Consider the following 19,855-nt stretch of genomic DNA (forward strand, 5'->3'; position numbering starts at 1 on the left):
GTCAGTTCCTTCCGGAGGGGCGCGCCGGCTGCTTCTGGGTCAGTTGCTGCCGGATCAGCTCGAGGTTGCGGACGACCGCGCCCGCCTCGTCGTGGTGCTGCGGGAACAGCACGGTCTTGCGGTCGCCTCCGGCCAGCGCCTCGGCCTGGCCGGCGAGCGTGCGCAGCGGGCGGATGACGAGGATGTGCAGCCAGCCCAGGCAGGCCACGGCGGCGGTGACGCCGAGCAGCCCGGCGAGCATGGTGTGCCGCTGCGCGGTGTACTCGGGCAGCTCCAGCCAGGACGCCGGCTGCTCGCTGACGACCTGCCAGCCGAGGTCGCGGACCGCTCCGCCGCCGGTGAAGGGCGCGGCCGCCGCGAGCGAGGAGCCGCCTGCGGTGCGGTGCAGCAGCGCGGTGCCGTTGGCGGCCTTGCGCGCCTTGACCGCGAGGGTGTCCAGGTGCCGGCCGGGCAGCTTCGAGAAGGCCAGGAAGCCGTGCTGCCGGTCGGCGGCGAGGACGCGGTGCTTGTCGTCCACCAGCCAGACCTGGCCGAGGCCGGGCCGGGTGACCATGGAGATCAGGAACTGCGGGTCGTACTCGCCGACGACGGTGCGGCCCTTGCCGCCGGGCACGGCCGCGTACGCGGCGACCGCCGGTTCCTTGCCCGAGGTGTTGAGCTGGGCGACGGAGTCCGCGTACGGCTTCCGGCCGCCCGGGTGGCGCGGGGAGGCCCCGGCGCGGGTGAGGACCTTGCCGTCGGCGTCGAGGACGTAGACGGAGCGGTAGCGGGGGTGCTCGCGCAGCGTCGTCTGCAGGACGGCCTTGTCGGCGGCGTCGTCCTTGCCGCCGCCCGCCCCGACGATCTGCGCGACGGAGGCGACGTCGGCCCAGCCCTCGTTGAGCGCCTTGCGGACGCGGTCGGCGGCGGTGTCCGTACGCCGGCGCTGGTCCTCGACGAGCTGCTTGGGCACGGTCACGCCGCTGCCGGCGCGGTTGAGGAGCAGCAGGAGCGGCGCGGCCCAGGCGAGCAGGACGACGCCGCAGACGATGACTGTGGCGCGGGTGCCGAAGCCGCCGCGCGCCCGGCCGGTGCGGGTGGGCCGCCCGCCGAGCAGCTGGCCGCGCAGGCTCTCCAGGGCGGCGCCGATCCGGGCCGGCTCCCGGCCGCGGAACTTGCGCACCGGGCGGTCGAGCTCGCCGCGGCCGATCCTGCGGCTCTCCAGGTACAGCTGGATGAGCGGGCGCTGCACCGTGCGGACCAGGATCCAGGTGACGAGCACGGCGAGGACGAGCAGCACGGCGGCGGCCACCAGACCGAAGGCCTGGGTGCGCACCGCCTTGGCGTCCTCGGTGACCTTGACGGAGGTGACCACCGACAGGCCGAGGCCGCCCGCGGGACTGGTCTCGCCGGGGGAGCGGCCCGCGGCCGCATAGCCCACGGCCGTGCGGTGCTTCTTGTCCGAGCCGCCCATGAGGTGGCCGCTGGCGCCCGGGTGGCCGCCGGGTTCGGGGGTCTTGCCGAAGGCCGCGGCGGCCGTCTTCGCGGCGCGCTTGGCCCACGTCGTGCGGGTGATCGAGGGGCCGTCCTTGGCGAGGACCGTGCCGGCGGAGTCGACCACGAGGAGGGAGCGGTTCTCGCCGGTGGAGATCCCCGGCACGTTGAGGGTGCCGGAGGCGACGAGCAGCCGCAGTTTGCCGCCGTCGCGCAGGGCTGCGGTGACGAGCATGCGGGTCTCGCCGGAGGGGAGCTTCACGAGCCGGGGAGCGAGACCGCCGTCCTTGTCGCCCTTGTTCCCGTTATCAGCGGTTTTGCTTGATCCGTCCTTGAGGACATCGGCCAGAGGGATCGTTTCGCCGCGTGCGGCGAGGAGGCCGCCCCCGGCGGGGTCGATGATCGCGAGCCCGCGCCATTTGTTGTAGACCTTGCCGAGCTTGTCCAGGACGGTGTCGGCCGGTACGGCCTCGGGTCCGGTGAACAGCGCGGCGGCGCGCTGGAGATCGGTGACGCTCTCGTCCAGGGAGGCCCGCAGCGCGACCGCGCCGTCCTCCGCCACCCGCTGCTGCGAGCTGAGCACGGCCTTGTCGACGGCGGCCCGGTCGTGGTCGCCCAGCACCAGGGCGGTCGCCCCCGCCACCAGCAGCAGCAGCGCCAGGAGCGCGGCGATCGGCGGGCGGGCGCCGCCGAGCAGGGGCATGTCGGCGCGCCGGCGAATCTTGCGCCGACGCGCGCCGCGCGGAGCGGTGGGCGGCATTCCTGGGTATTCCTTTCGGCCGCGGCACGGCATTGCTGCCCGGGACGGCGGAATACCTTGTTCTGCTTGCCGCTCATCAGGATGGGCTAAGGGGAACTGCAGAATCCTAAGTGGAAGCTAAAGTATTGACAAAATCTTGGCGGCATGTGCCTCATGTGCGTGCGAATCGGGTGCAGTTGAAGTAGAGGCGGGAAAGCGTGCGGCTCCGGGGTACTTTTGCCGGCATGACGAGCCAGCCGGAGACCGCCCGCGGCGTGCGCGCGCGTACGGCCCGTGCCGCCCGTACGGTGCTGCTCTGTGTGCTGCTCGGCGCGCCGCTCCTGGCCGGGGCGGCCGGCTGCGGGGGCCCGTCGGCCGCGGACGGGGACGGCCGCAAGGACACGACCAGGTCCCGCAGGGCCGCGCCGCAGCCCACCGGCACCGTCGACCTCGCCCGGCGCATCACCGACTACACCGACGGCATCACCGCCGACGGCAGCTACCGCATCCCCGCCGAGCGCGAGCGCCGCGCCGTCGCCGACGGCGTCCGCGCCCTCCTCGACGGGGACCGCACCGCGGCCGGGCGCCGGCTGGGCAGCGTCGGCTACGCCGTGCGCACCCTCGTCGACAGCAGCGGCACCCGGTACGCGGAGATCGCCGACGCCACGCGGGAGGGCGAGGTCCGGCGCGGCTGGGGCCGCGTCTACGTGGACCTGCGCGGCCCGGTCCGCTGGCAGGTCCAGGTCCCGCACCCCTCGGCCGACCAGCGCACCGAACAGCTGGGCATCGGGCTCCTGCGCGGCGCCCCGGGCGGCGTGCTCGTCCTGGCCGGCGCCCACCGCGCGGCGGACTCCGGCGACGGCCCCGACGCCGCGGACGTCGCCCACCGCCGCGACTCCGTCTTCGCCGCCGTCTCCGACGCCCTCGCCGACCGCCGCCTCCCCGCCGTCCAGGTCCACGGCTTCGCCGACAGCAGCCTCCCCGACCACGACGTGGTCGTCTCCCCGGGCAGCGGTGAAGCGGGCCTCCCCTCCGCCCGCAGCCTCGCCGCCGCCTACCGCGCGCAGGGCATGCGCGTGTGCGAGGTCTGGGAGCGCTACTGCGGCCGCCTCGAAGGCCGCACGAACGTGGAGGGCGAGTACGCGGGCGAGGCCGGCGTGCCGTTCCTGCACGTGGAGCACAACCGGCTGATACGGGACGACGACGCGCTGGTCGCGAAGGCGGTGCGGGCGCTGGCGGAGGTGACCGGGAGGTGGGGGACGGGGCGGGGCTGACGACCCGCCTGCGGCGATTCGCTCTGCCGGTGCTCCGCTCTGCCTGCGGTCCCCTCCACCTGCGGTCCCCTCCACCTGCGATCCGCTCAGCCGGCGATTCGGGCAACGGGCGGCCGGGGCCGGCGGTCGCCCGCGCCGTCGAGCGCGCCACCCCGTAGGCGGTATCGGCCCTTCGTCGCATCGGCCCTTGGCCGCGCCTGCCCTTGGCCGCGCCCGCCCTTCGTCGCATCGGCCCTTGGCCGCGCCCGCCCTCCGCTCCACCCGCCCTTCGCTCCGCCGGGCGGCCCCGCGGTCGCTCTGCCGGGTGGCCTTCCGGGGATTTCCGCCCCTGCCGCCGCGGAGGAGGGGTTACCTGATTCCCGGGTCGGCGGCCCGGCCCGGGCCGCCGCTCCCGCCCACCCGGGGCGGGACGGAATCGGATGCGGGCGGGGGCGGGAGCCTATGGGGTCGGGGTCGCCACTGCGTCGGGCGCGCGTGCAACGGCGCATCGGGCTGGGGCTGGCCTGCGCGGCCCTGGTCACGCTGGCCGTCGTGCTGTGGCGGGGCGACGTCGAGAGCCCCGGGACCGCGACGTGGATCTCCGTCGTCTCGGCCGTGGTCTCGGCGTGCGCCTTCGTCGCCGACCTCCTGAGCGGCCTCGGCGACGGCGACCCGCCGGACCCGGCCGACCGCCGGCGGCGCGCGGCCGACGCCCTCGCCCAAGCGGTGCGCAGCCAGTGGGCGGCGGAGGCGCAGCTGCGCCGGCTCCAGGACCCGGAACCGCTGAGCGTCCGCTGGTCCCGCGTCGGCCCGCCGCTCGCCGACCACCAGGGCAACATCCACCCCGGCCCGCTGCCCCCGCCGCGCGACGGCGACCAGCGGCTCGGCCGCGTCGTCGAGGCGTTCGCCGCGGTGCGGTCGCGCCGGATGGTGGTCCTGGGCGGCCCGGGGGCGGGGAAGAGCATCCTCGCCGTGCAGTTCGTCCTCGGGATGCTCGCCGCCCGGCAGCCGGGCGGCCCGGTGCCCGTCCTCTTCCCGCTGGCCGGGTGGAATCCGCAGGCCCTCACCCTGCGCGCGTGGCTGGCCGAGCGGCTGGCGGCGGAATACCGGACGCTGGCCGCCCCGTCCGGCGACGGCACCCTGGCCGGGGAACTGCTGGACGCCGGACTCGTCCTGGCCGTCCTCGACGGCTTCGACGAGCTTCCCGCGCCCGCGCACGGCCAGGCGATGCGCCGGCTCAACGCGGACCTGGACGAACGCCTGCCCGTCCTGCTCACCTGCCGCACCACCGCCTGGACCCGCGCCGTGCGGGCCGGCGACGTCCTGACCGCCGCGGAAGTCGTCGAGCTGCGACGGCTCGACTTCGGCACGGCACGCACCTACCTGGAACGCACGGCGCGCCCGGACGGCCGGGGCTCGACCTCGTGGACGCCGGTGCTGCGGCCGGCGCCCCCGGGGCCGCTGGCCGAGGTGCTGGGCACGCCGCTGATGGTGGCCCTGGCCCGCACCGTCTACGGGGACACCTCCCGCGACCCGGCCGAACTCCTGGACGCGGCGCGCTTCCCCACGGCGGAGAGCATCGAGGAACACCTGCTGGACGCCTTCGTCCCGGCGGCCTTCGGCGACGCGCCCGGAAGCACCTGGCGGCCCGGCGCGGCCCACCGCTGGCTCCGCCGCCTCGCCCGCGACCTCGACGGCCACGACCGGCAGCGCGGCACGTGGCGGCTCGCGTGGTGGGAGCTGCCGGACGCGATGCCGAGGGCGCTGCGCCTGATCGGCCCCGCCCTGCTGGCCCTCCTCGCGACGGCCTCGCTGCTGGTGCCGCTGGCCTGGTACGGACGGGGAGTCGTCGGCAACTGGGACAGCCCGTTGTCGATGGTCCTCCACCTGACGGGCATCCTCCTGGGCCTGTGCTGCGGGTTCGCCTGCCTGCTGCCCGCCACGGCGGGCACCCCGCAAGGGCCGCGCCGGCTGGCCCGCATGGCGGTGACGCTGACCGCCGTCGCCGCGCCCCTCGCCGCGGTCGCCGGCCACCTGGCGCCGCCGCTCTTCGGCCTGCGGCTGGGGGACGCGATCACGCCCCGGCCCATCTGGTTCTTCAACGGGTGCGCCTTCGGGCTGATCCTGTCGATGCTCTTCGCCGTCGCCGGGCTGCCCCGGCGCCCGCCCCCGCTGGGCCTGCCGTGGGCCGGCAGCGCGAGCGGCCTCGGCGCCGTCCGCGCGCTGGCGATCGGCCTCGCCGCCGCCGGACCGGTCCTCCTGGCCCTCCGGCTCGTCGTACCGGCCCCGATCTGCTTCGTGGCGGGCCTGCTCCTGTGCCTGCCCGGACAGCGTCACGGGGAACGGGCCGCAACACCGTTCACGGGCCCCGTCGCCGTCCTCCGCGGCTTCGGAAGCGGCCTCCTGCGCGGATTCGTCGTCTGCTCGCTCATCGGCGTGTCCGCTTGCGCGGTCGTCGGAGGCATCGTGGGCGCGTTCGCGGCGTACGAGATCCGATCGGCTCCCTCACTCGCGGACGCCGGGCCGACCGACGGCTGGCGCGCCCGGGTGTCACCCGACGGCGTCCGCACCGTCGACTCCTCGAAGCCGTACGCGGGCGAGCTGCTGCCCCGCGGCGCGCACACCAAGCCGCTCGCCGTACCGAGCCAATCCGGCATCGCCTACAACGGGCGCACGCCCGAGGCATTCCACCAGCCGGTCCGCATCCGCATGGAGCGCGACGAGCCGGTGCTCATCACCGCGGGCCACCCCCCTGCCGACGCCTGGAACGTGGTGTCCGAACTGCCGCGCCCCGTACAGCTGTGGCTCGCGTACCGCAGCACGCCGGCCGTCATCGGTGACGTCGTGGTCCCGCTCGCCGAGTTCGGCGTCCTGATCGGTGCCATCGGAGGCTGCGCCTCGGGCGTCTACCGCGCCCTGAGCACCCCTTCCGACGTCCTCCGGGCCGCAGGCCCGCAGAGCACCCTGCGCACCGACCGCGCCGCCACCGCGGCGCGCAGCGCCATCGCCGCCGTGCTCGCGGGCGGGGTCTGCCTGGCGCTCATCCCGGTGGTCGGCAGCGGCGGCGCGCTGGGCACCATGCACACCGAACTGTGGGTGCCCCTCGGCACGTCCGCGCTCGCGCTGAGCGCCTGGGGCCGCCTCGGTACGGCCCGGATCTGGCTGGCCGTCACCGGCCGTGCGCCCTGGCGGCTCATGACCTTCCTCGAAGAGGCCCACCGGCGCGGGGTGCTGCGCCAGTCGGGCGCCCACTACGAGTTCCGCCACCTGCGGCTCCAGCAGCGCCTCGCGGGGGCGGCCGAAGAGGATGAGCGCCGGGCGGCTCCGGCGCCGGTGCCGTGAAATGCGGCGGGCCGTGAATGCAGCGGTGCCGTAAACGCAGCGGTGCGCTGCGAGCGGAAGTCCCGCTCGCAGCGCACCGGATGTCAAACCGTCAGCCGGAGGCTGCCGGTCGTCAGCGCCACTGCTTGATGCACGCGGTGGGGACCCAGCCCTCGTGCCCCGCGTAGCTCAGGAGCACCCAGCTGTTGTCCTTCTTCCCGCAGAGGTTGTAGGACTGGCCGCTCTGGCCGGTGCCGGTGGAGTCGCAGCCGCGGCCCGACTTGCCCTTGGGGAGCAGGCCGACGGCGGTGGCGTTCAGCTTGGTCGTCGTACGGATCTTCACGCTCTCCACTGCCGTGAGCGTGCCGTAGCTGCAGGACGAGGCGGCGGCCCGTGCGTCGGCCGTGGCGACGCCGCCGGTCAGGGCGGTGGCCCCGGCCAGGGTGGCGGCGGTGATGGCCGTGGCGGCCAACTTCCTCATGTTCATGCGTCGTTCCCCGTCGTGGTCGATGACGTTCCCCGGTGCCCGGACGGGCGTACCGAGATGATCACCACGCTAGCTGGGCATGCGCATGACATGCAAAGCGGTTGCCCCGTCCTTCCGTTCAGCTGAAGTCCAGGCCGCCCGTACGGGTGCGCTTGAGCTCGAAGAAGTTCGGGTAACCGGCCAGCAGCCGCACACCGTCGAAGATCCGGGCGGCTTCCTCGCCCCGCGGGATCGCGGTCAGGACGGGCCCGAAGAAGGCGACCCCGTCGATGTGCATCGTGGGCGTGCCGACGTCCTCGCCGACCGGGTCCATGCCCTCGTGGTGACTCGCGCGCAGCGCCTCGTCGTACTCCGCCGTGCGGGCCGCGTCCGCGAGTGACTCCGGGAGTCCGGCGTCGGCCAGCGCCTTCCTGATCAGGTCGTCGGAGATCTCACCGTTGGCGTTGTGGATGCGCGTGCCGAGGGCCGTGTACAGGTCGCGCAGCACCCCCTCCCCGTGCTCCTGCGCCGCCGCCGTGCACACCCGCACCGGGCCCCAGCCCACGTCGAGCAGTCTGCGGTAGCGCTCCGGCAGGTCGGCGCGGCCCTCGTTGAGCACGGACAGGCTCATGACGCGGAACCGCAGATCGAGGTCGCGGTGGCGCTCCACCTCCAGGATCCAGCGGGAGGTGATCCAGGCGAACGGGCAGATGGGGTCGAAGTAGAAGTCCACTTTGTGTGTCATGACCATGAGCCTACGAGGGGAGGTGGACCGACCGGCAGGTCCACTTCCCCGCGCAAATCGTGGGCCAATGCCTACTGCTTGCACCCCTGCTGGAGATGCTCCCTGCGCCGCCTCTCGACCTCCTCGACCGCGGCGGGCCCCTGCCGGAGGGCGACGGCACGCCTCATGATGAGGACCGCGCACGTCAGGCACGAGGTGTCCGTGCGGCTGCCCTCTTCTTCGTGCGGGTGGGCATTCGCACGCGCGTTCATCATGTCCGGCCTCCGTTGTGTCTTGCTCGTTGCCGGCGGGCAACTCACCTTCAGGTAACTAGGGTTGCCGGGCAGAGGCCTCGACCACCAGGACTTGATGTCCCCGGCGCACGCAGGGGAGATGGGAGGTAGGTGCATGCCCGCACGACCACGTCCACTGACGCCGGACCGGTCCGCCCGGCACCTGTTCGGCGCGAAGATGCGCGCGTACCGCGGCAGCATGAGCCTGGAGCGGCTCGCCGAGATCGTGAACTTCAGCAAGAGCCACCTGGCGCGGGTGGAAACGGCGGAGTCCATGCCGCCGCCGGAACTTCCGGCGCTGCTGGACGCCGCGTTCGACACGGACGGCATTTTCGCCGAGCTGTACCAGGTGGCACGGAGGGAAATCCACCCGGACCAGTTCCGGAGGCGGATGGAGATCGAGGCGAAGGCGCGCGTCATCGCCGATTACACCTGCGCGCTGATGCCGGGTCTCGCGCAGACGGAGGAATACGCCCGGCTCCTGTTCCAGACGCACGACCCGAGGGCGACGGAGGCCGAGGTCGAGGATCTGGTAGCGGCACGGATGGATCGGCAGGCCCGGCTGCGGGCCGACGATGCGCCGGACTATTCCGCGATCATCGACGAGGCCGCCCTGTGTCGCGGATTCGGCGGACCCGCTGTCATGCGGCCGCAACTGGCCCGGCTGATCGACCTGAATGAGAGCGCCACGAGCGTGATGCAGGTTCTGCCGTTCGCCTACGGAGGGCACGCGCTGATGGGTGGCTCCCTGGCGTTGTTCACCCTCGGCGACGGCACTCAAGTGGCCTGGGAGGAGGGCCATTCCAGCGGGACGCTGATGGAGGATTTCGATAGCTTCGTCACCCGCCAGCGTGCCTACGATCTCCTCAGGTCCTGCGCTTTGTCACCGGCAGACTCGTCAGAATTCGTCCGGAACGTCATGGAGGCATTACCCGATGAGCACTGACCCTGATATATCCCGCGTGGAGTGGGTCAAGTCCAGCTATAGCGGCGCAGGGGGAGGCAACTGCCTGGAATGGGCCTGGTCCGGACCCCCGGGCATCGTCCCCGTCCGCGACAGCAAAACCCCGGACGGCCCTGTCCTCGCCTTCCCCCCAACGGCCTGGGCCGCCTTCGTCACCGCCGTCCGCAACGGCGACGCCTGACGCGAACGCGAACCGCAACAAACGAGGGCCGTACGGGAAACCCCGTACGGCCCTCAGGCTCACTTACCTCCCGCTACGCGGGAACGGAAGCCACACCCACCGGCAGGAACCGCTTGCCGTTCGCCTTCTCGGCGACGCCGACCCGGTCCAGGTACGGCGTGATGCCGCCCAGGTGGAAGGGCCAGCCGGCGCCGGTGATCAGGCACAGGTCGATGTCCTGGGCCTCGGCGACGACGCCCTCGTCGAGCATGAGGCCGATCTCCTGCGCGACCGCCTCCAGGACGCGGGCGCGCACCTGCTCCTCCGTCAGGACGGAGTCACCCTGCACCAGAAGCGCGGCGACCTCGGGGTCCAGCTCCGGCTTGCCGGAGTCGTAGACGTAGAAGCCGCGCTTGCCGGCCTTCACGACGGCGGCGAGGTTCGGGGAGACCTTGAAGCGGTCGGGGAACGCGCCGGCCAGCGTCTCGGAGACGTGGAGGCCGATGGCGGGGCCGACGAGCTCCAGGAGCACCAGCGGGGACATCGGGAGGCCGAGCGGCTCGACGGCCTTCTCGGCCGTCGCGACCGGGGTGCCCTCGTCGATGACGTTCTGGATCTCGCCCATGAAGCGGGTGAGGATGCGGTTGACGACGAACGCCGGGGCGTCCTTCACCAGGACCGCGGTCTTCTTCAGCTTCTTGGCGACGGCGAAGGCCGTGGCCAGGGAGGCGTCGTCCGTCTTCTCGCCGCGGACGATCTCCAGCAGCGGGAGGATGGCGACCGGGTTGAAGAAGTGGAAGCCGACGACCCGCTCGGGGTGCTTGAGCTTCGACGCCATCTCGGTGACGGACAGCGAGGAGGTGTTCGTGGCGAGGATGGTGTGCGCGGGCACGACCGCCTCGACCTCGGCGAACACCTGCTGCTTGACGCCCATCTCCTCGAAGACGGCCTCGATGACGAAGTCCGCGTCGCCGAAGCCGGCGGCCTTGTCGAGGGAGCCGGTGACGGCGGCCTTGAGGCGGTTGGCCTTGTCGTTGCCGATGCGGCCCTTGGCGAGGAGCTTGTCGATCTCGCCGTGGACGTAGCCGACGCCCTTGTCGATGCGCTCCTGGTCGATGTCGGTGAGGACGACCTGGACCTCCAGGCGGCGCGCGAAGAGGAGCGCGAGCTGGGAGGCCATCAGGCCGGCGCCGACGACGCCCACCTTGGTGACGGGGCGGGCCAGCGAGCGGTCGGGGGCACCGGCCGGGCGCTTGGCGCGCTTCTGCACCAGGTTGAAGGAGTAGATGCCGCTGCGCAGCTCGTCGCCCATGATCAGGTCCGCGAGGGCCTGGTCCTCGGCGTCGAAGCCCTGGCGCAGGTCGCCGTTCTTCGCCGCGGAGATGATGTCCAGGGCGCGGTAGGCGGCCGGGGCGGCACCGTGCACCTTGGAGTCGGCGATGGAGCGGCCACGCTCGACGGCCTGGTCCCAGGCCTCGCCGCGGTCGATCTCGGCGCGGTCGACCTGGATGTCGCCCTTGAGGACGGAGGCCGTCCAGATCAGGGACTGCTCCAGGAAGTCGGCGCCCTCGAAGAGGGCGTCGGCGATGCCGAGCTCGAAGACCTGCTTGCCCTTGAGCTGGCGGTTCTGGTTGAGCGAGTTCTCGATGATGACCGAGACCGCGCGGTCGGCGCCGATGAGGTTCGGCAGCAGGGCGCAGCCGCCCCAGCCGGGGACCAGGCCGAGGAAGACCTCGGGGAGGGAGAAGGCGGGGATGGCCTTCGAGACGGTGCGGTAGGTGCAGTGCAGGCCGACCTCGACGCCGCCGCCCATGGCCGCGCCGTTGTAGTACGCGAAGGTCGGGACGGCGAGGGAGGACAGGCGCTTGAAGACGTCGTGGCCGCCCTTGCCGATGGCGAGCGCGTCCTCGTGCTTCTTCAGCAGCTCGACGCCCTTGAGGTCGGCGCCGACGGCGAAGATGAACGGCTTGCCGGTGAGGCCGATGCCGGTGATGGAGCCCTCGGCGGCCTCCTTCTCGACCTGGTCGATCGCGGCGTTGAGGTTCGCGAGCGACTGCGGGCCGAAGGTGGTCGGCTTGGTGTGGTCCAGGCCGTTGTCCAGCGTGATGAGCGCGAAGCGCCCGGCGCCGAAGGGGAGGTCGAAGTGGCGGACGTGCGCCTGGGTCACGACCTCGCCGGGGAACAGCTCCGCCGCGCCCTTGAGAAGTTCAGCGGTGGTGCTCACTTGTTGCCTCCGTCGCGGTGTCCATTAGTCGCTCCGCTCCAGTGCGGGTTCTCCCAGATGACCGTGCCGCCCATGCCGAGGCCGACACACATCGAGGTGAGGCCGTAGCGGACGTGCGGCTGCTCCTCGAACTGGCGGGCCAGCTGGGTCATCAGGCGCACGCCGGACGAGGCCAGCGGGTGGCCGAAGGCGATGGCGCCGCCGTACTGGTTGACGCGCGGGTCGTCGTCCGCGATGCCGTAGTGGTCCAGGAGCGCGAGCACCTGCACGGCGTAGGCCTCGTTGAGCTCGAAGAGGCCGATGTCGTCGATGGTCAGGCCGGCCTTGGCGAGGGCCTTCTCGGTGGCCGGGATCGGGCCGTAGCCCATGACCTCGGGCTCGACGCCGACGAAGGCGTACGAGACGAGGCGCATCCGGACCGGCAGGCCCAGCTCGCGCGCGACGTCCTCGGAGGCGATCAGCGAGGCGGTGGCGCCGTCGTTGAGGCCCGAGGCGTTGCCGGGGGTGACGCGGCCGTGCGGGCGGAACGGCGTCTTGAGGTTGGCCAGGCCCTCCATGGTGGTGCCCGGGCGCATCGGCTCGTCGGCCGTGACCAGGCCCCAGCCCAGCTCCCCGCCCTCGGGGGTGGTGCGGCGCACGGAGATCGGCACCAGGTCGGCCTGGATCTTGCCGTCGGCGTAGGCCTTGGCGGCCTTCTCCTGGCTGCGGACCGCGTAGGCGTCCGCGCGCTCCTTGGTCAGCTGCGGGTAGCGGTCGTGCAGGTTCTCCGCGGTCATGCCCATGACGAGGGCGGACTCGTCGACGAGCTTCTCCGAGAGGAAGCGCGGGTTGGGGTCGACGCCCTCGCCCATGGGGTGACGGCCCATGTGCTCGACGCCGCCCGCGAGGGCGATGTCGTACGCGCCGAAGGCGACGCCGCCGGCGACGGTCGTCACGGCGGTCATGGCACCGGCGCACATGCGGTCGATGGACATGCCGGGCACGGTCTGGGGCAGGCCCGCGAGCATGCCGGCCGTACGGCCCAGGGTCAGGCCCTGGTCGCCGATCTGCGTGGTCGCGGCGATGGCGACCTCGTCGATCTTGGCGGGGTCCAGGTTGGGGTTCCGGCGCAGCAGCTCACGGATGCACTTGATGACGAGGTCGTCGGCGCGGGTCTCGTGGTAGATGCCCTTCGGGCCCGCCTTGCCGAACGGGGTGCGGACGCCGTCGACGAAAACGACGTCCCTAGCGGTACGAGGCACTTGGCTCTCCTCCTGTGCGGGATCGCTGCGCGCGGGCATGCCGGGACGGCTCCGCCGCGGTGCGGGCTGACACCGTCATGCTACTTGCGGGTAACCAAGCTGCACAGACCCACCGGCGGGAGCGGCGAAGGTCACATTCCGTGTGCGGTACGGCTGCGGCTGCGCCTCGCGGCTGGGGGCGGGGGCGGCTGCACCCTGCGGCTGAGGTGGCGGTCGCGCTTGCGGTCGCGGCTGCGGTCGCGGCTGCCGCCGGTCCGGCACCGCCGGGCACCGTGTGGTGGGCTGGGCGCCGTTGCGGCGGCAGAAAGGGCCCCGGTCCCACCCCTTCCCGTTTCCTGGGGGGGCAAGCCCCCCAGACCCCCGAGGGGGCCGGGGCGCAGCCCGGGAAACGGTGAAGGGGCGGGACCGGGGCCCCGACTCCGCCGCAACGGCGCCGAGCCCGGTGCGAGGTGGCCGGCGGTGCCGAGCCGCCTCATCGCGGGCATTCCGTTCAGACCACGGCCTCCGTGAGGGCCTTCACCAGGGCCGGGGTCACCTGCTCCACCTGCCACGGACGCGCCCCGTGGGAGGAGAGGATCTCCGCCACCGCCTCCGGCGTCGGATGCGCGGGCGGCTCCCAGCACAGCCTCCGCACCGTATCCGGAGTGATCAGGTTCTCCTGCGGCATGGTGAGGCGCTCGGCGAGCTCGGAGACGGCCGTGCGGGCCGCGGTGAGGCGGGCCGCGGCCTCCGGGTCCTTGTCCGCCCAGGCACGCGGCGGCGGAGGGCCGGTCAGCGGCTGGCCCGGCTGCGGCAGTTCGGCGTCCGGGATGGCGCGGGCGCGGTCGATCGCCGCCTGCCACTGCTCCAGCTGCTTGCGGCTCATGCGGTGCCCGTAGCCGGGCAGGGCCGCCAGGGCGTGCGCGTTCGGCGGCATGTTGAGCGCGGCCTCGACGATCGCGGCGTCGCCCAGCACCTTGCCGGGAGAGACGTCGCGCCGCTGCGCCACGTGGTCGCGGGCGGTCCACAGCTCGCGCACCACCGCCATCTGGCGGCGCCTGCGCACCTTGTGCATCCCGGACGTACGGCGCCAGGGGTCCTTGCGCGGCGGGGCGGGCGGGGCGGAGGCGATGGCGTCGAACTCCTGCCGGGCCCACTCCAGCTTGCCCTGGCGGTCCAGCTCCTCCTCCAGCGCGTCGCGCAGGTCGACGAGGAGCTCCACGTCGAGCGCGGCGTAGCGCAGCCAGGGGTCGGGCAGGGGGCGGGTCGACCAGTCGACGGCGGAGTGCCCCTTCTCCAGGGCGTACCCCAGGACGTTCTCCACCATGGCTCCGAGACCCACCCGTGCGAACCCGGCGAGCCGTCCGGCCAGCTCGGTGTCGAACAGCCGCGTCGGCGTCATCCCTATCTCGCGCAGGCACGGCAGGTCCTGGGTGGCTGCGTGCAGCACCCATTCGGCGTCGGCGATGGCGTCGCCGAGCGCGGACAGGTCGGGGCAGCCGACCGGGTCGATGAGCGCGCTGCCGGCGCCCTCACGGCGCAGCTGGACGAGGTAGGCGCGCTGGCCGTAGCGGTATCCGGAGGCGCGCTCGGCGTCGACGGCGACGGGGCCGGTGCCGGCTGCGAACGCCGCGACGACCCGCTCCAGGGCATCGTTGTCAGCGACGACCGGCGGGATGCCCTCGCGTGGCTCCAGTAGGGGGATCGGCGCCGAAACGACGTCGTCCGGGGGAGCGCCCCCGGTGGTTCGCAGTGGTGTGTCTGCTGCGGTTTCTTGGGCGTCGGTCACCGGTCAAGGGTATCTGTGTATGGCAAGCGCCCGTCGACGGAACGTCCCGTCGACGGGCGCGGCGTGTGGGTCCGGCGGGTGGGAGGGGGTGCGTGCGGGCGTGCGTACGGGCGTGCGCCCGTGGCTGCCCGCGGGGGCTGCCGTCCGGGTGATCCTCCGGCTTCGGGGAAGCCGCGGTGGATCTTCGCGTCAGTGGATCCGGCGGATCCGGCGGGTTCGGCGGGTCGGCGGACTCAGTGGATGATGCCGGTCCGCAGCGCCACGGCGACCATGCCGGCCCGGTCCCCGGTGCCGAGCTTGCGGGCGATCCGGGCGAGGTGACTCTTGACGGTGAGGGCGGACAGCCCCATGGAGACGCCGATGGCCTTGTTGGACTGGCCCTCCGCGACCAGCCGCAGCACCTCGACCTCGCGGCCGGAGAGCTCGCGGTAGCCGCCGGGGTGGCCGGGCGCGCCGGGCGGGCGGCGGTGCAGCCGGGCAGCGGCCGCGGAACCGATGGGGGCGGCGCCGGGGCGGCCCGGGACGCCGAGGTTGGTGCGGGTGCCGGTGACGACGTAGCCCTTGACGCCGCCCGCGAGGGCGTTGCGCACGGCGCCGATGTCGTCGGCGGCGGACAGGGCCAGGCCGTTGGGCCAGCCCGCGGCACGGGTCTCGGACAGGAGGGTGAGCCCGGAGCCGTCGGGGAGGTGGACGTCGGCAACGCAGATGTCGCGCGGGTTGCCGACTCGGGGGCGGGCCTCCGCGATGGACGACGCCTCGATCACGTCCCGCACCCCCAGCGCCCACAGGTGCCGGGTGACGGTGGAGCGGACGCGGGGGTCGGCGACGACCACCATGGCCGTCGGTTTATTGGGGCGGTAGGCGAGGCTCGCAGGTTGCTCGAGGAGAACGGACACCAAGCCTCCAGGGGGGAGTGGCGGGGGGACGGGTGCCGGCTATTCGGGGTAAGCCGGGGCGATCCGTATGGGAAGGGTCACAAGCCTCTTCGGCACCGAAGCGTTCCGGCTTTAGGGAATGATCACGAATTGATGAGTAACAATTCGGGCAATTCGGATGCGATCGATCAACAACCGATCAAATTACCGATCGAAACATTGCCCACGACCGGCAGAAACCGATCAGGGGTCCGGCATCCGGGTGACCGTTCCGCGACGGGGGGCTCGGGGACGACGGGGGGTTCGCCCGTCGTCCCCGCCTGCCCGCCGCGGCGGGAGAGCCGGTGGTGGGCCCGCCCTTCAATCCCGCCGTGCCGCCGCCTGCAGCGGTGAAGGGGCCTGCCCCTTCAAGACCGCCGCCGCGGCGAGCAACCACAGCGGCGCTGTCCGGCGGTGCCAGGCACACCTGAGCCCGTACGGCACCGCCGGTCTCCACCATCGTGGCTGATCACCGTCGCGGCGGATGCAAGGATGCGCCGCATCCTTGACCAGCTCCGTCCGCGGCGAAGGGCCCCTGCCACGCCGTCGCGGCGGGTTCAAGGGTGCGGCGCATCCTTGACCGTGAGCCCGCGCAGCGGTCAGCGGCTTTGGGGGTCCCTTCGTTGGGGCAGCGTTACTACCCCCGCGTCCGGGCCCCCGCCCGGCGGCAGGCCCGCGATCTGGCACAGCAGGTCGCACCACGCGGCCAGGTGGGCCGCCGTGTCCGGGACCCCGGCGGCACCCTCGGCCGCGTCCCCTTCGGCCGCGCCCGCCTTCCCGCCGTGGACCGCCCGTACGGGCTTCCCCGCGGGGGGCACGGGCGACCAGGAGGCCCGGATCTCGATGCGCGTGGACGGCTCGCGGTCCCGCAGGCCGCCGAAGTAGTGCGACCCCGCACGCGTCACCGTCCCGCTCGGCGCCCCGTAGGGCACGCGGCGCGCCTCCAGGGCGCCGGTCAGCCAGGACCAGCACACCTCGGGCAGCAGCGGGTCGGCCGCCATCTCCGGCTCCAGGTCGGCGTGGACGAGCGTCACCAGCCGGAACGTGCCGCCCCAGGCCTCGTGACCGGCCGGGTCGTGCAGCAGGATCAGCCGCCCGTCGGCCAGTTCCTGGTCGTCGACGACGACCGCGGCCTCCAGCGCGTACGAGTAGGGGGCGAGCCGCTGGGGCGGCGGGGTCGCGTCGAGTTCGATCTCCGGCCGCAGGCGCACCCCTTGCAGCCCGGCGACCGCTTGCCGGAAGACGGACGGGGAGTCCTCCCCATCCGCGTCGTCCGGACCGTCCGAGAGGTGTCCCTGCGCCGCAGCCATGCCCGGAAGACTAGGCGGAAGGGAGCGCGGTTCCGGGTAGGGACACCCACATGGGCGGGTCACTCGTTCGGCCCGTGCGAAGATTTGGGGCATGAGTGAGCGCAGGGATGCCGGCCAGCCCGCCGGCCAGCAGCAGACCGGCCGCACGGCGGCGTACGACTCGGCGTTCCTGCGGGCGTGCCGGCGCGAGCCGGTGCCGCACACGCCGGTGTGGTTCATGCGGCAGGCCGGACGGTCGCTGCCGGAGTACCGCAAGGTGCGCGAGGGCATTCCGATGCTGGAGTCCTGCATGCGGCCCGAGCTGGTCACCGAGATCACCCTGCAGCCCGTGCGCCGGCACGGCGTCGACGCCGCGATCTTCTTCAGCGACATCGTGGTGCCGCTGAAGGCCGTCGGCATCGACCTCGACATCAAGCCGGGCGTGGGCCCGGTCGTCGCCGAGCCGATCCGCACCCGCGCCGACCTGGACCGGCTCCGCCCGCTCGACGCCTCCGACGTCTCCTACGTCACCGAGGCCGTCCGCATGCTGACGGCCGAGCTCGGCACGACCCCTCTCATCGGCTTCGCCGGTGCGCCGTTCACGCTCGCGAGCTACCTCATCGAGGGCGGCCCGTCGCGCACGTACGAGAACACCAAGGCCATGATGTACGGCGACCCGGAGCTGTGGGCCGACCTCGTCGACCGCCTCGCCGGCATCACGTCCGCCTTCCTCGACGTTCAGATCGCGGCCGGCGCCTCCGCCGTCCAGCTCTTCGACTCCTGGGCGGGCGCCCTCGCCCCGGCCGAGTACCGCAAGTACGTCATGCCGGCCTCGGCCAAGGTCTTCGACGCGGTCGCCCACCACGGCGTGCCCCGCATCCACTTCGGCGTGGGCACGGGCGAGCTCCTCGGCCTCATGGGCGAGGCCGGCGCGGACGTCGTGGGCGTCGACTGGCGCGTCCCGATGGACGAGGCCGCCCGCCGCGTCGGCCCCGGCAGGGCCCTGCAGGGCAACCTCGACCCGGCCGTCCTCTTCGCCGGTCACAAGGCGGTGGAGCTGAAGGCCCGTGAGGTCCTGGACGCGGCGTCCGGCCTGGAGGGCCACGTCTTCAACCTGGGCCACGGCGTCCTGCCGAACACCAACCCGGAAGCGCTGACGCGCCTGGTGGAGTACGTGCACGAGCAGACCGCGCGGTAGCAGGAGCGGACATACGGGAGCGGGCGGCCGTTTCGGCCGCCCGCTTCGTAGGATCCACCGCTCAGTTGCTCAGCGCCGGGTAGTCGGTGTAGCCCTTGGCGCCCTCGCCGCCGTAGAAGTTCGCGCGGTCCGCGGCGTTGAACGGGCCGCCGGCCTCAAGGCGGGCGGGCAGGTCGGGGTTGGAGATGAACAGCTGCCCGTAGCTGACGATGTCGGTGGTGCCGTCCTCGACGAGCGAGAGGGCGTCCGGGCCGGTCGGGCCGTCGGTGAAGGCGTTGAGGACCAGGACCCCGGAGAACCGCTTGCGCAGCTCCAGGGTGAGCTCGCGGATGTCGAGGCCCTCCATGATGTGCAGGTAGGCCAGGCCGAGCGGCTCGATGGCGTCGACCAGCGCGGTGTAGGTCGCCTCGGCGTCGGGCTCCTCGATCGAGTGCAGCGGGTTCGCGGGGGAGATCCGCAGGGCGGTCCTGGCGGCACCGATCCCGGCGGCGACGGCCTTGACGGTCTCGACGGCGAAGCGGATGCGGTTCTCGACGCCGCCGCCCCACTCGTCGGTACGCCGGTTGGAGCCGGGCGCGAGGAACTGGTGGATCAGGTAGCCGTTGGCGCCGTGCAGCTCCACGCCGTCGAAGCCGGCCTCGATCGCGTTGCGGGCGGCGGTCGCGTAGTCGGCGATGGTGGCGCGGACCTCCTCGCCGGTCAGCTCGCGGGGCGTGACGAAGTCCTTCATGCCCTCGGGGGTGAAGGTGCTGCCCTGGGCGGCGACCGCGGAGGGGCCCACCGGCGTCAGGCCGTCGGGCAGCAGCACCGGGTGCCCGATGCGGCCGGTGTGCATGAGCTGCGCGAAGATCCGGCCGCCCTCGGCGTGCACCGCATCGGTGACCTTGCGCCAGGCGGCGACCTGCTCGGCGCTGTGCAGCCCCGGGGTCCAGGGGTAGCCCTGGCCGACGACGGAGGGCTGGACGCCTTCCGTGATGATCAGGCCGGCGGAGGCGCGCTGCGCGTAGTACTCGGCGGTCAGATCGGTGGCCGTGCCACCCCGGCCGGCGCGGCTGCGGGTCATCGGGGCCATCGCTATGCGGTTGGCGAGGCGGAGGCCGGCGAGGTCGATCGGGTCGAAAGCGGTGGTCATGGCTGTCCCCTCGATGGATCAACGGCAGGTACGCAGATGCTTGGCCGACCATTATTGGTCGGCCAAGCTTTGGGTTCGGACGCCACTGTAGCGCATTACTTGGCCGGCCAACATAATGGAGATGAGAGGATCTCCCACCGCCCGCAGACCCGCCGCCCCGCCGCTCCCAGACCCGTCGCCCCCCACCCGAAGGAGGCCCGCACATGTCCGGCCCCACCCCGCCGCCCTGTCCCGACGCCGCCGCCGGCCTGCCGCTGTGCTCCGGGGGCGGCGGCCAGGTCAGTCACGCCATCGCCCGCGTCGCCCGGGCCCACCGCATCGCCGCCGGCAACCTGCTGCGGAGGCTCGGGCTCTACGCCGGGCAGGAGCTGCTGATGATGCGCCTGTGGGAGACCGGCCCGCAGCGCCAGTCCGAGCTGATCAAGCTGATGGGCCTCGACCCCTCGACCGTGACCCGCATGGTGCAGCGGCTGGAGCAGGCCGGCCTGGTCACCCGGTCCCCCTGCCCCGGCGACCGCCGTGCCGTCCTGGTGGAGACCACGGCGGCGGGCGAGGCCCTGCGCAAGGACGTGGAGCAGGTGTGGCAGGAGCTGGAGGAACGCACCCTCGCCGGCCTCCCGGAGGACGACCGCAAGGAGCTGGCCCGGCTCCTGTCGCACCTGGAGGGCAACCTCACGGGCTGCTGAGCGGCGCGCG

General features: G+C 73.2%; 16 protein-coding genes. 6 read left to right on the forward strand and 10 right to left on the reverse strand.

Features of this window, described 5'->3' with window-relative positions; all coding sequences use genetic code 11:
• Window position 1: 1 nt before the first annotated feature.
• On the reverse strand, window positions 2-2,233 hold the full coding sequence (locus AS857_RS07300) for a HAMP domain-containing protein (RefSeq protein WP_245699661.1): 2,232 nt from the start codon (window positions 2,231-2,233) through the stop codon (window positions 2-4).
• Between the two features lie 224 nt (window positions 2,234-2,457).
• Between AS857_RS07300 and AS857_RS07305 the strand changes: the two genes are divergently transcribed.
• Window positions 2,458-3,486: a hypothetical protein gene (locus tag AS857_RS07305; RefSeq protein ID WP_058042322.1), complete on the forward strand. Its 1,029-nt coding sequence runs from the start codon at window positions 2,458-2,460 to the stop codon at window positions 3,484-3,486.
• Window positions 3,487-3,960: 474 nt separating this feature from the next.
• Window positions 3,961-6,807: an NACHT domain-containing protein gene (locus AS857_RS07310; protein WP_058042323.1), complete on the forward strand. Its 2,847-nt coding sequence runs from the start codon at window positions 3,961-3,963 to the stop codon at window positions 6,805-6,807.
• A 112-nt stretch (window positions 6,808-6,919) separates the two neighbouring features.
• On the opposite strand, the gene AS857_RS07315 is transcribed toward AS857_RS07310, so the two are convergent.
• From AS857_RS07315 to AS857_RS07325, 3 genes are all read right to left on the reverse strand, one after another.
• A complete protein-coding gene (locus AS857_RS07315; RefSeq protein WP_058042324.1) occupies window positions 6,920-7,273 on the reverse strand; it encodes a hypothetical protein in 354 nt (117 codons plus the stop codon).
• Between the two features lie 118 nt (window positions 7,274-7,391).
• Window positions 7,392-7,997, reverse strand: a complete 606-nt coding sequence (locus tag AS857_RS07320; protein WP_058043970.1) for a mycothiol-dependent nitroreductase Rv2466c family protein — start codon at window positions 7,995-7,997, stop codon at window positions 7,392-7,394.
• 71 nt (window positions 7,998-8,068) lie between these two features.
• Window positions 8,069-8,251 (reverse strand): hypothetical protein, encoded by a 183-nt coding sequence (locus AS857_RS07325; RefSeq protein ID WP_058042325.1) that lies wholly within the window; start codon window positions 8,249-8,251, stop codon window positions 8,069-8,071.
• Between the two features lie 133 nt (window positions 8,252-8,384).
• Between AS857_RS07325 and AS857_RS07330 the strand changes: the two genes are divergently transcribed.
• The gene (locus tag AS857_RS07330; RefSeq protein WP_058043971.1) at window positions 8,385-9,215 is read left to right on the forward strand and encodes a helix-turn-helix domain-containing protein; all 831 of its coding nucleotides are present in this window, start codon (window positions 8,385-8,387) and stop codon (window positions 9,213-9,215) included.
• Window positions 9,205-9,414, forward strand: coding sequence for a DUF397 domain-containing protein (locus AS857_RS07335; RefSeq protein ID WP_058042326.1), 210 nt, complete (start codon window positions 9,205-9,207; stop codon window positions 9,412-9,414). The genes AS857_RS07330 and AS857_RS07335 overlap by 11 nt, the downstream gene beginning before the upstream one ends.
• A 73-nt stretch (window positions 9,415-9,487) precedes the next feature.
• On the opposite strand, the gene AS857_RS07340 is transcribed toward AS857_RS07335, so the two are convergent.
• The 5 genes from AS857_RS07340 to AS857_RS07360 all read right to left on the reverse strand — a co-directional run bounded on the left by AS857_RS07340 (window position 9,488) and on the right by AS857_RS07360 (window position 16,850).
• Window positions 9,488-11,617, reverse strand: a complete 2,130-nt coding sequence (locus AS857_RS07340) for a 3-hydroxyacyl-CoA dehydrogenase NAD-binding domain-containing protein (RefSeq protein ID WP_058042327.1) — start codon at window positions 11,615-11,617, stop codon at window positions 9,488-9,490.
• Window positions 11,614-12,858 carry a thiolase family protein gene (locus tag AS857_RS07345; protein WP_058042328.1) on the reverse strand — a complete coding sequence of 415 codons (1,245 nt, stop codon included), beginning with the start codon at window positions 12,856-12,858 and terminating at the stop codon, window positions 11,614-11,616. The genes AS857_RS07340 and AS857_RS07345 overlap by 4 nt, the downstream gene beginning before the upstream one ends.
• Before the next feature lie 490 nt (window positions 12,859-13,348).
• Window positions 13,349-14,626, reverse strand: coding sequence for an HRDC domain-containing protein (locus tag AS857_RS07350; protein WP_058042329.1), 1,278 nt, complete (start codon window positions 14,624-14,626; stop codon window positions 13,349-13,351).
• Window positions 14,627-14,859: 233 nt separating this feature from the next.
• On the reverse strand, window positions 14,860-15,522 hold the full coding sequence (locus tag AS857_RS07355; RefSeq protein WP_030369345.1) for a response regulator transcription factor: 663 nt from the start codon (window positions 15,520-15,522) through the stop codon (window positions 14,860-14,862).
• Window positions 15,523-16,139: 617 nt separating this feature from the next.
• Window positions 16,140-16,850: a DUF3000 domain-containing protein gene (locus AS857_RS07360; RefSeq protein ID WP_058042330.1), complete on the reverse strand. Its 711-nt coding sequence runs from the start codon at window positions 16,848-16,850 to the stop codon at window positions 16,140-16,142.
• Between the two features lie 91 nt (window positions 16,851-16,941).
• Between AS857_RS07360 and hemE the strand changes: the two genes are divergently transcribed.
• Window positions 16,942-18,027: a uroporphyrinogen decarboxylase gene (gene hemE / locus AS857_RS07365; RefSeq protein ID WP_058042331.1), complete on the forward strand. Its 1,086-nt coding sequence runs from the start codon at window positions 16,942-16,944 to the stop codon at window positions 18,025-18,027.
• A gap of 61 nt (window positions 18,028-18,088) precedes the next feature.
• Here the strand turns inward: hemE and AS857_RS07370 are convergent, their stop codons facing one another.
• Complete coding sequence (locus AS857_RS07370; RefSeq protein WP_058042332.1) at window positions 18,089-19,159, reverse strand: alkene reductase; 1,071 nt, start codon at window positions 19,157-19,159, stop codon at window positions 18,089-18,091.
• Window positions 19,160-19,362: 203 nt separating this feature from the next.
• Here AS857_RS07370 and AS857_RS07375 point away from each other — a divergent pair, with 203 nt between their 5' ends.
• A complete protein-coding gene (locus AS857_RS07375; protein WP_058042333.1) occupies window positions 19,363-19,845 on the forward strand; it encodes a MarR family winged helix-turn-helix transcriptional regulator in 483 nt (160 codons plus the stop codon).
• Window positions 19,846-19,855: the final 10 nt, after the last annotated feature.

The sequence above is a fragment of the Streptomyces roseifaciens genome (genome assembly GCF_001445655.1).
GTDB lineage: Bacteria > Actinomycetota > Actinomycetes > Streptomycetales > Streptomycetaceae > Streptomyces > Streptomyces aureoversilis.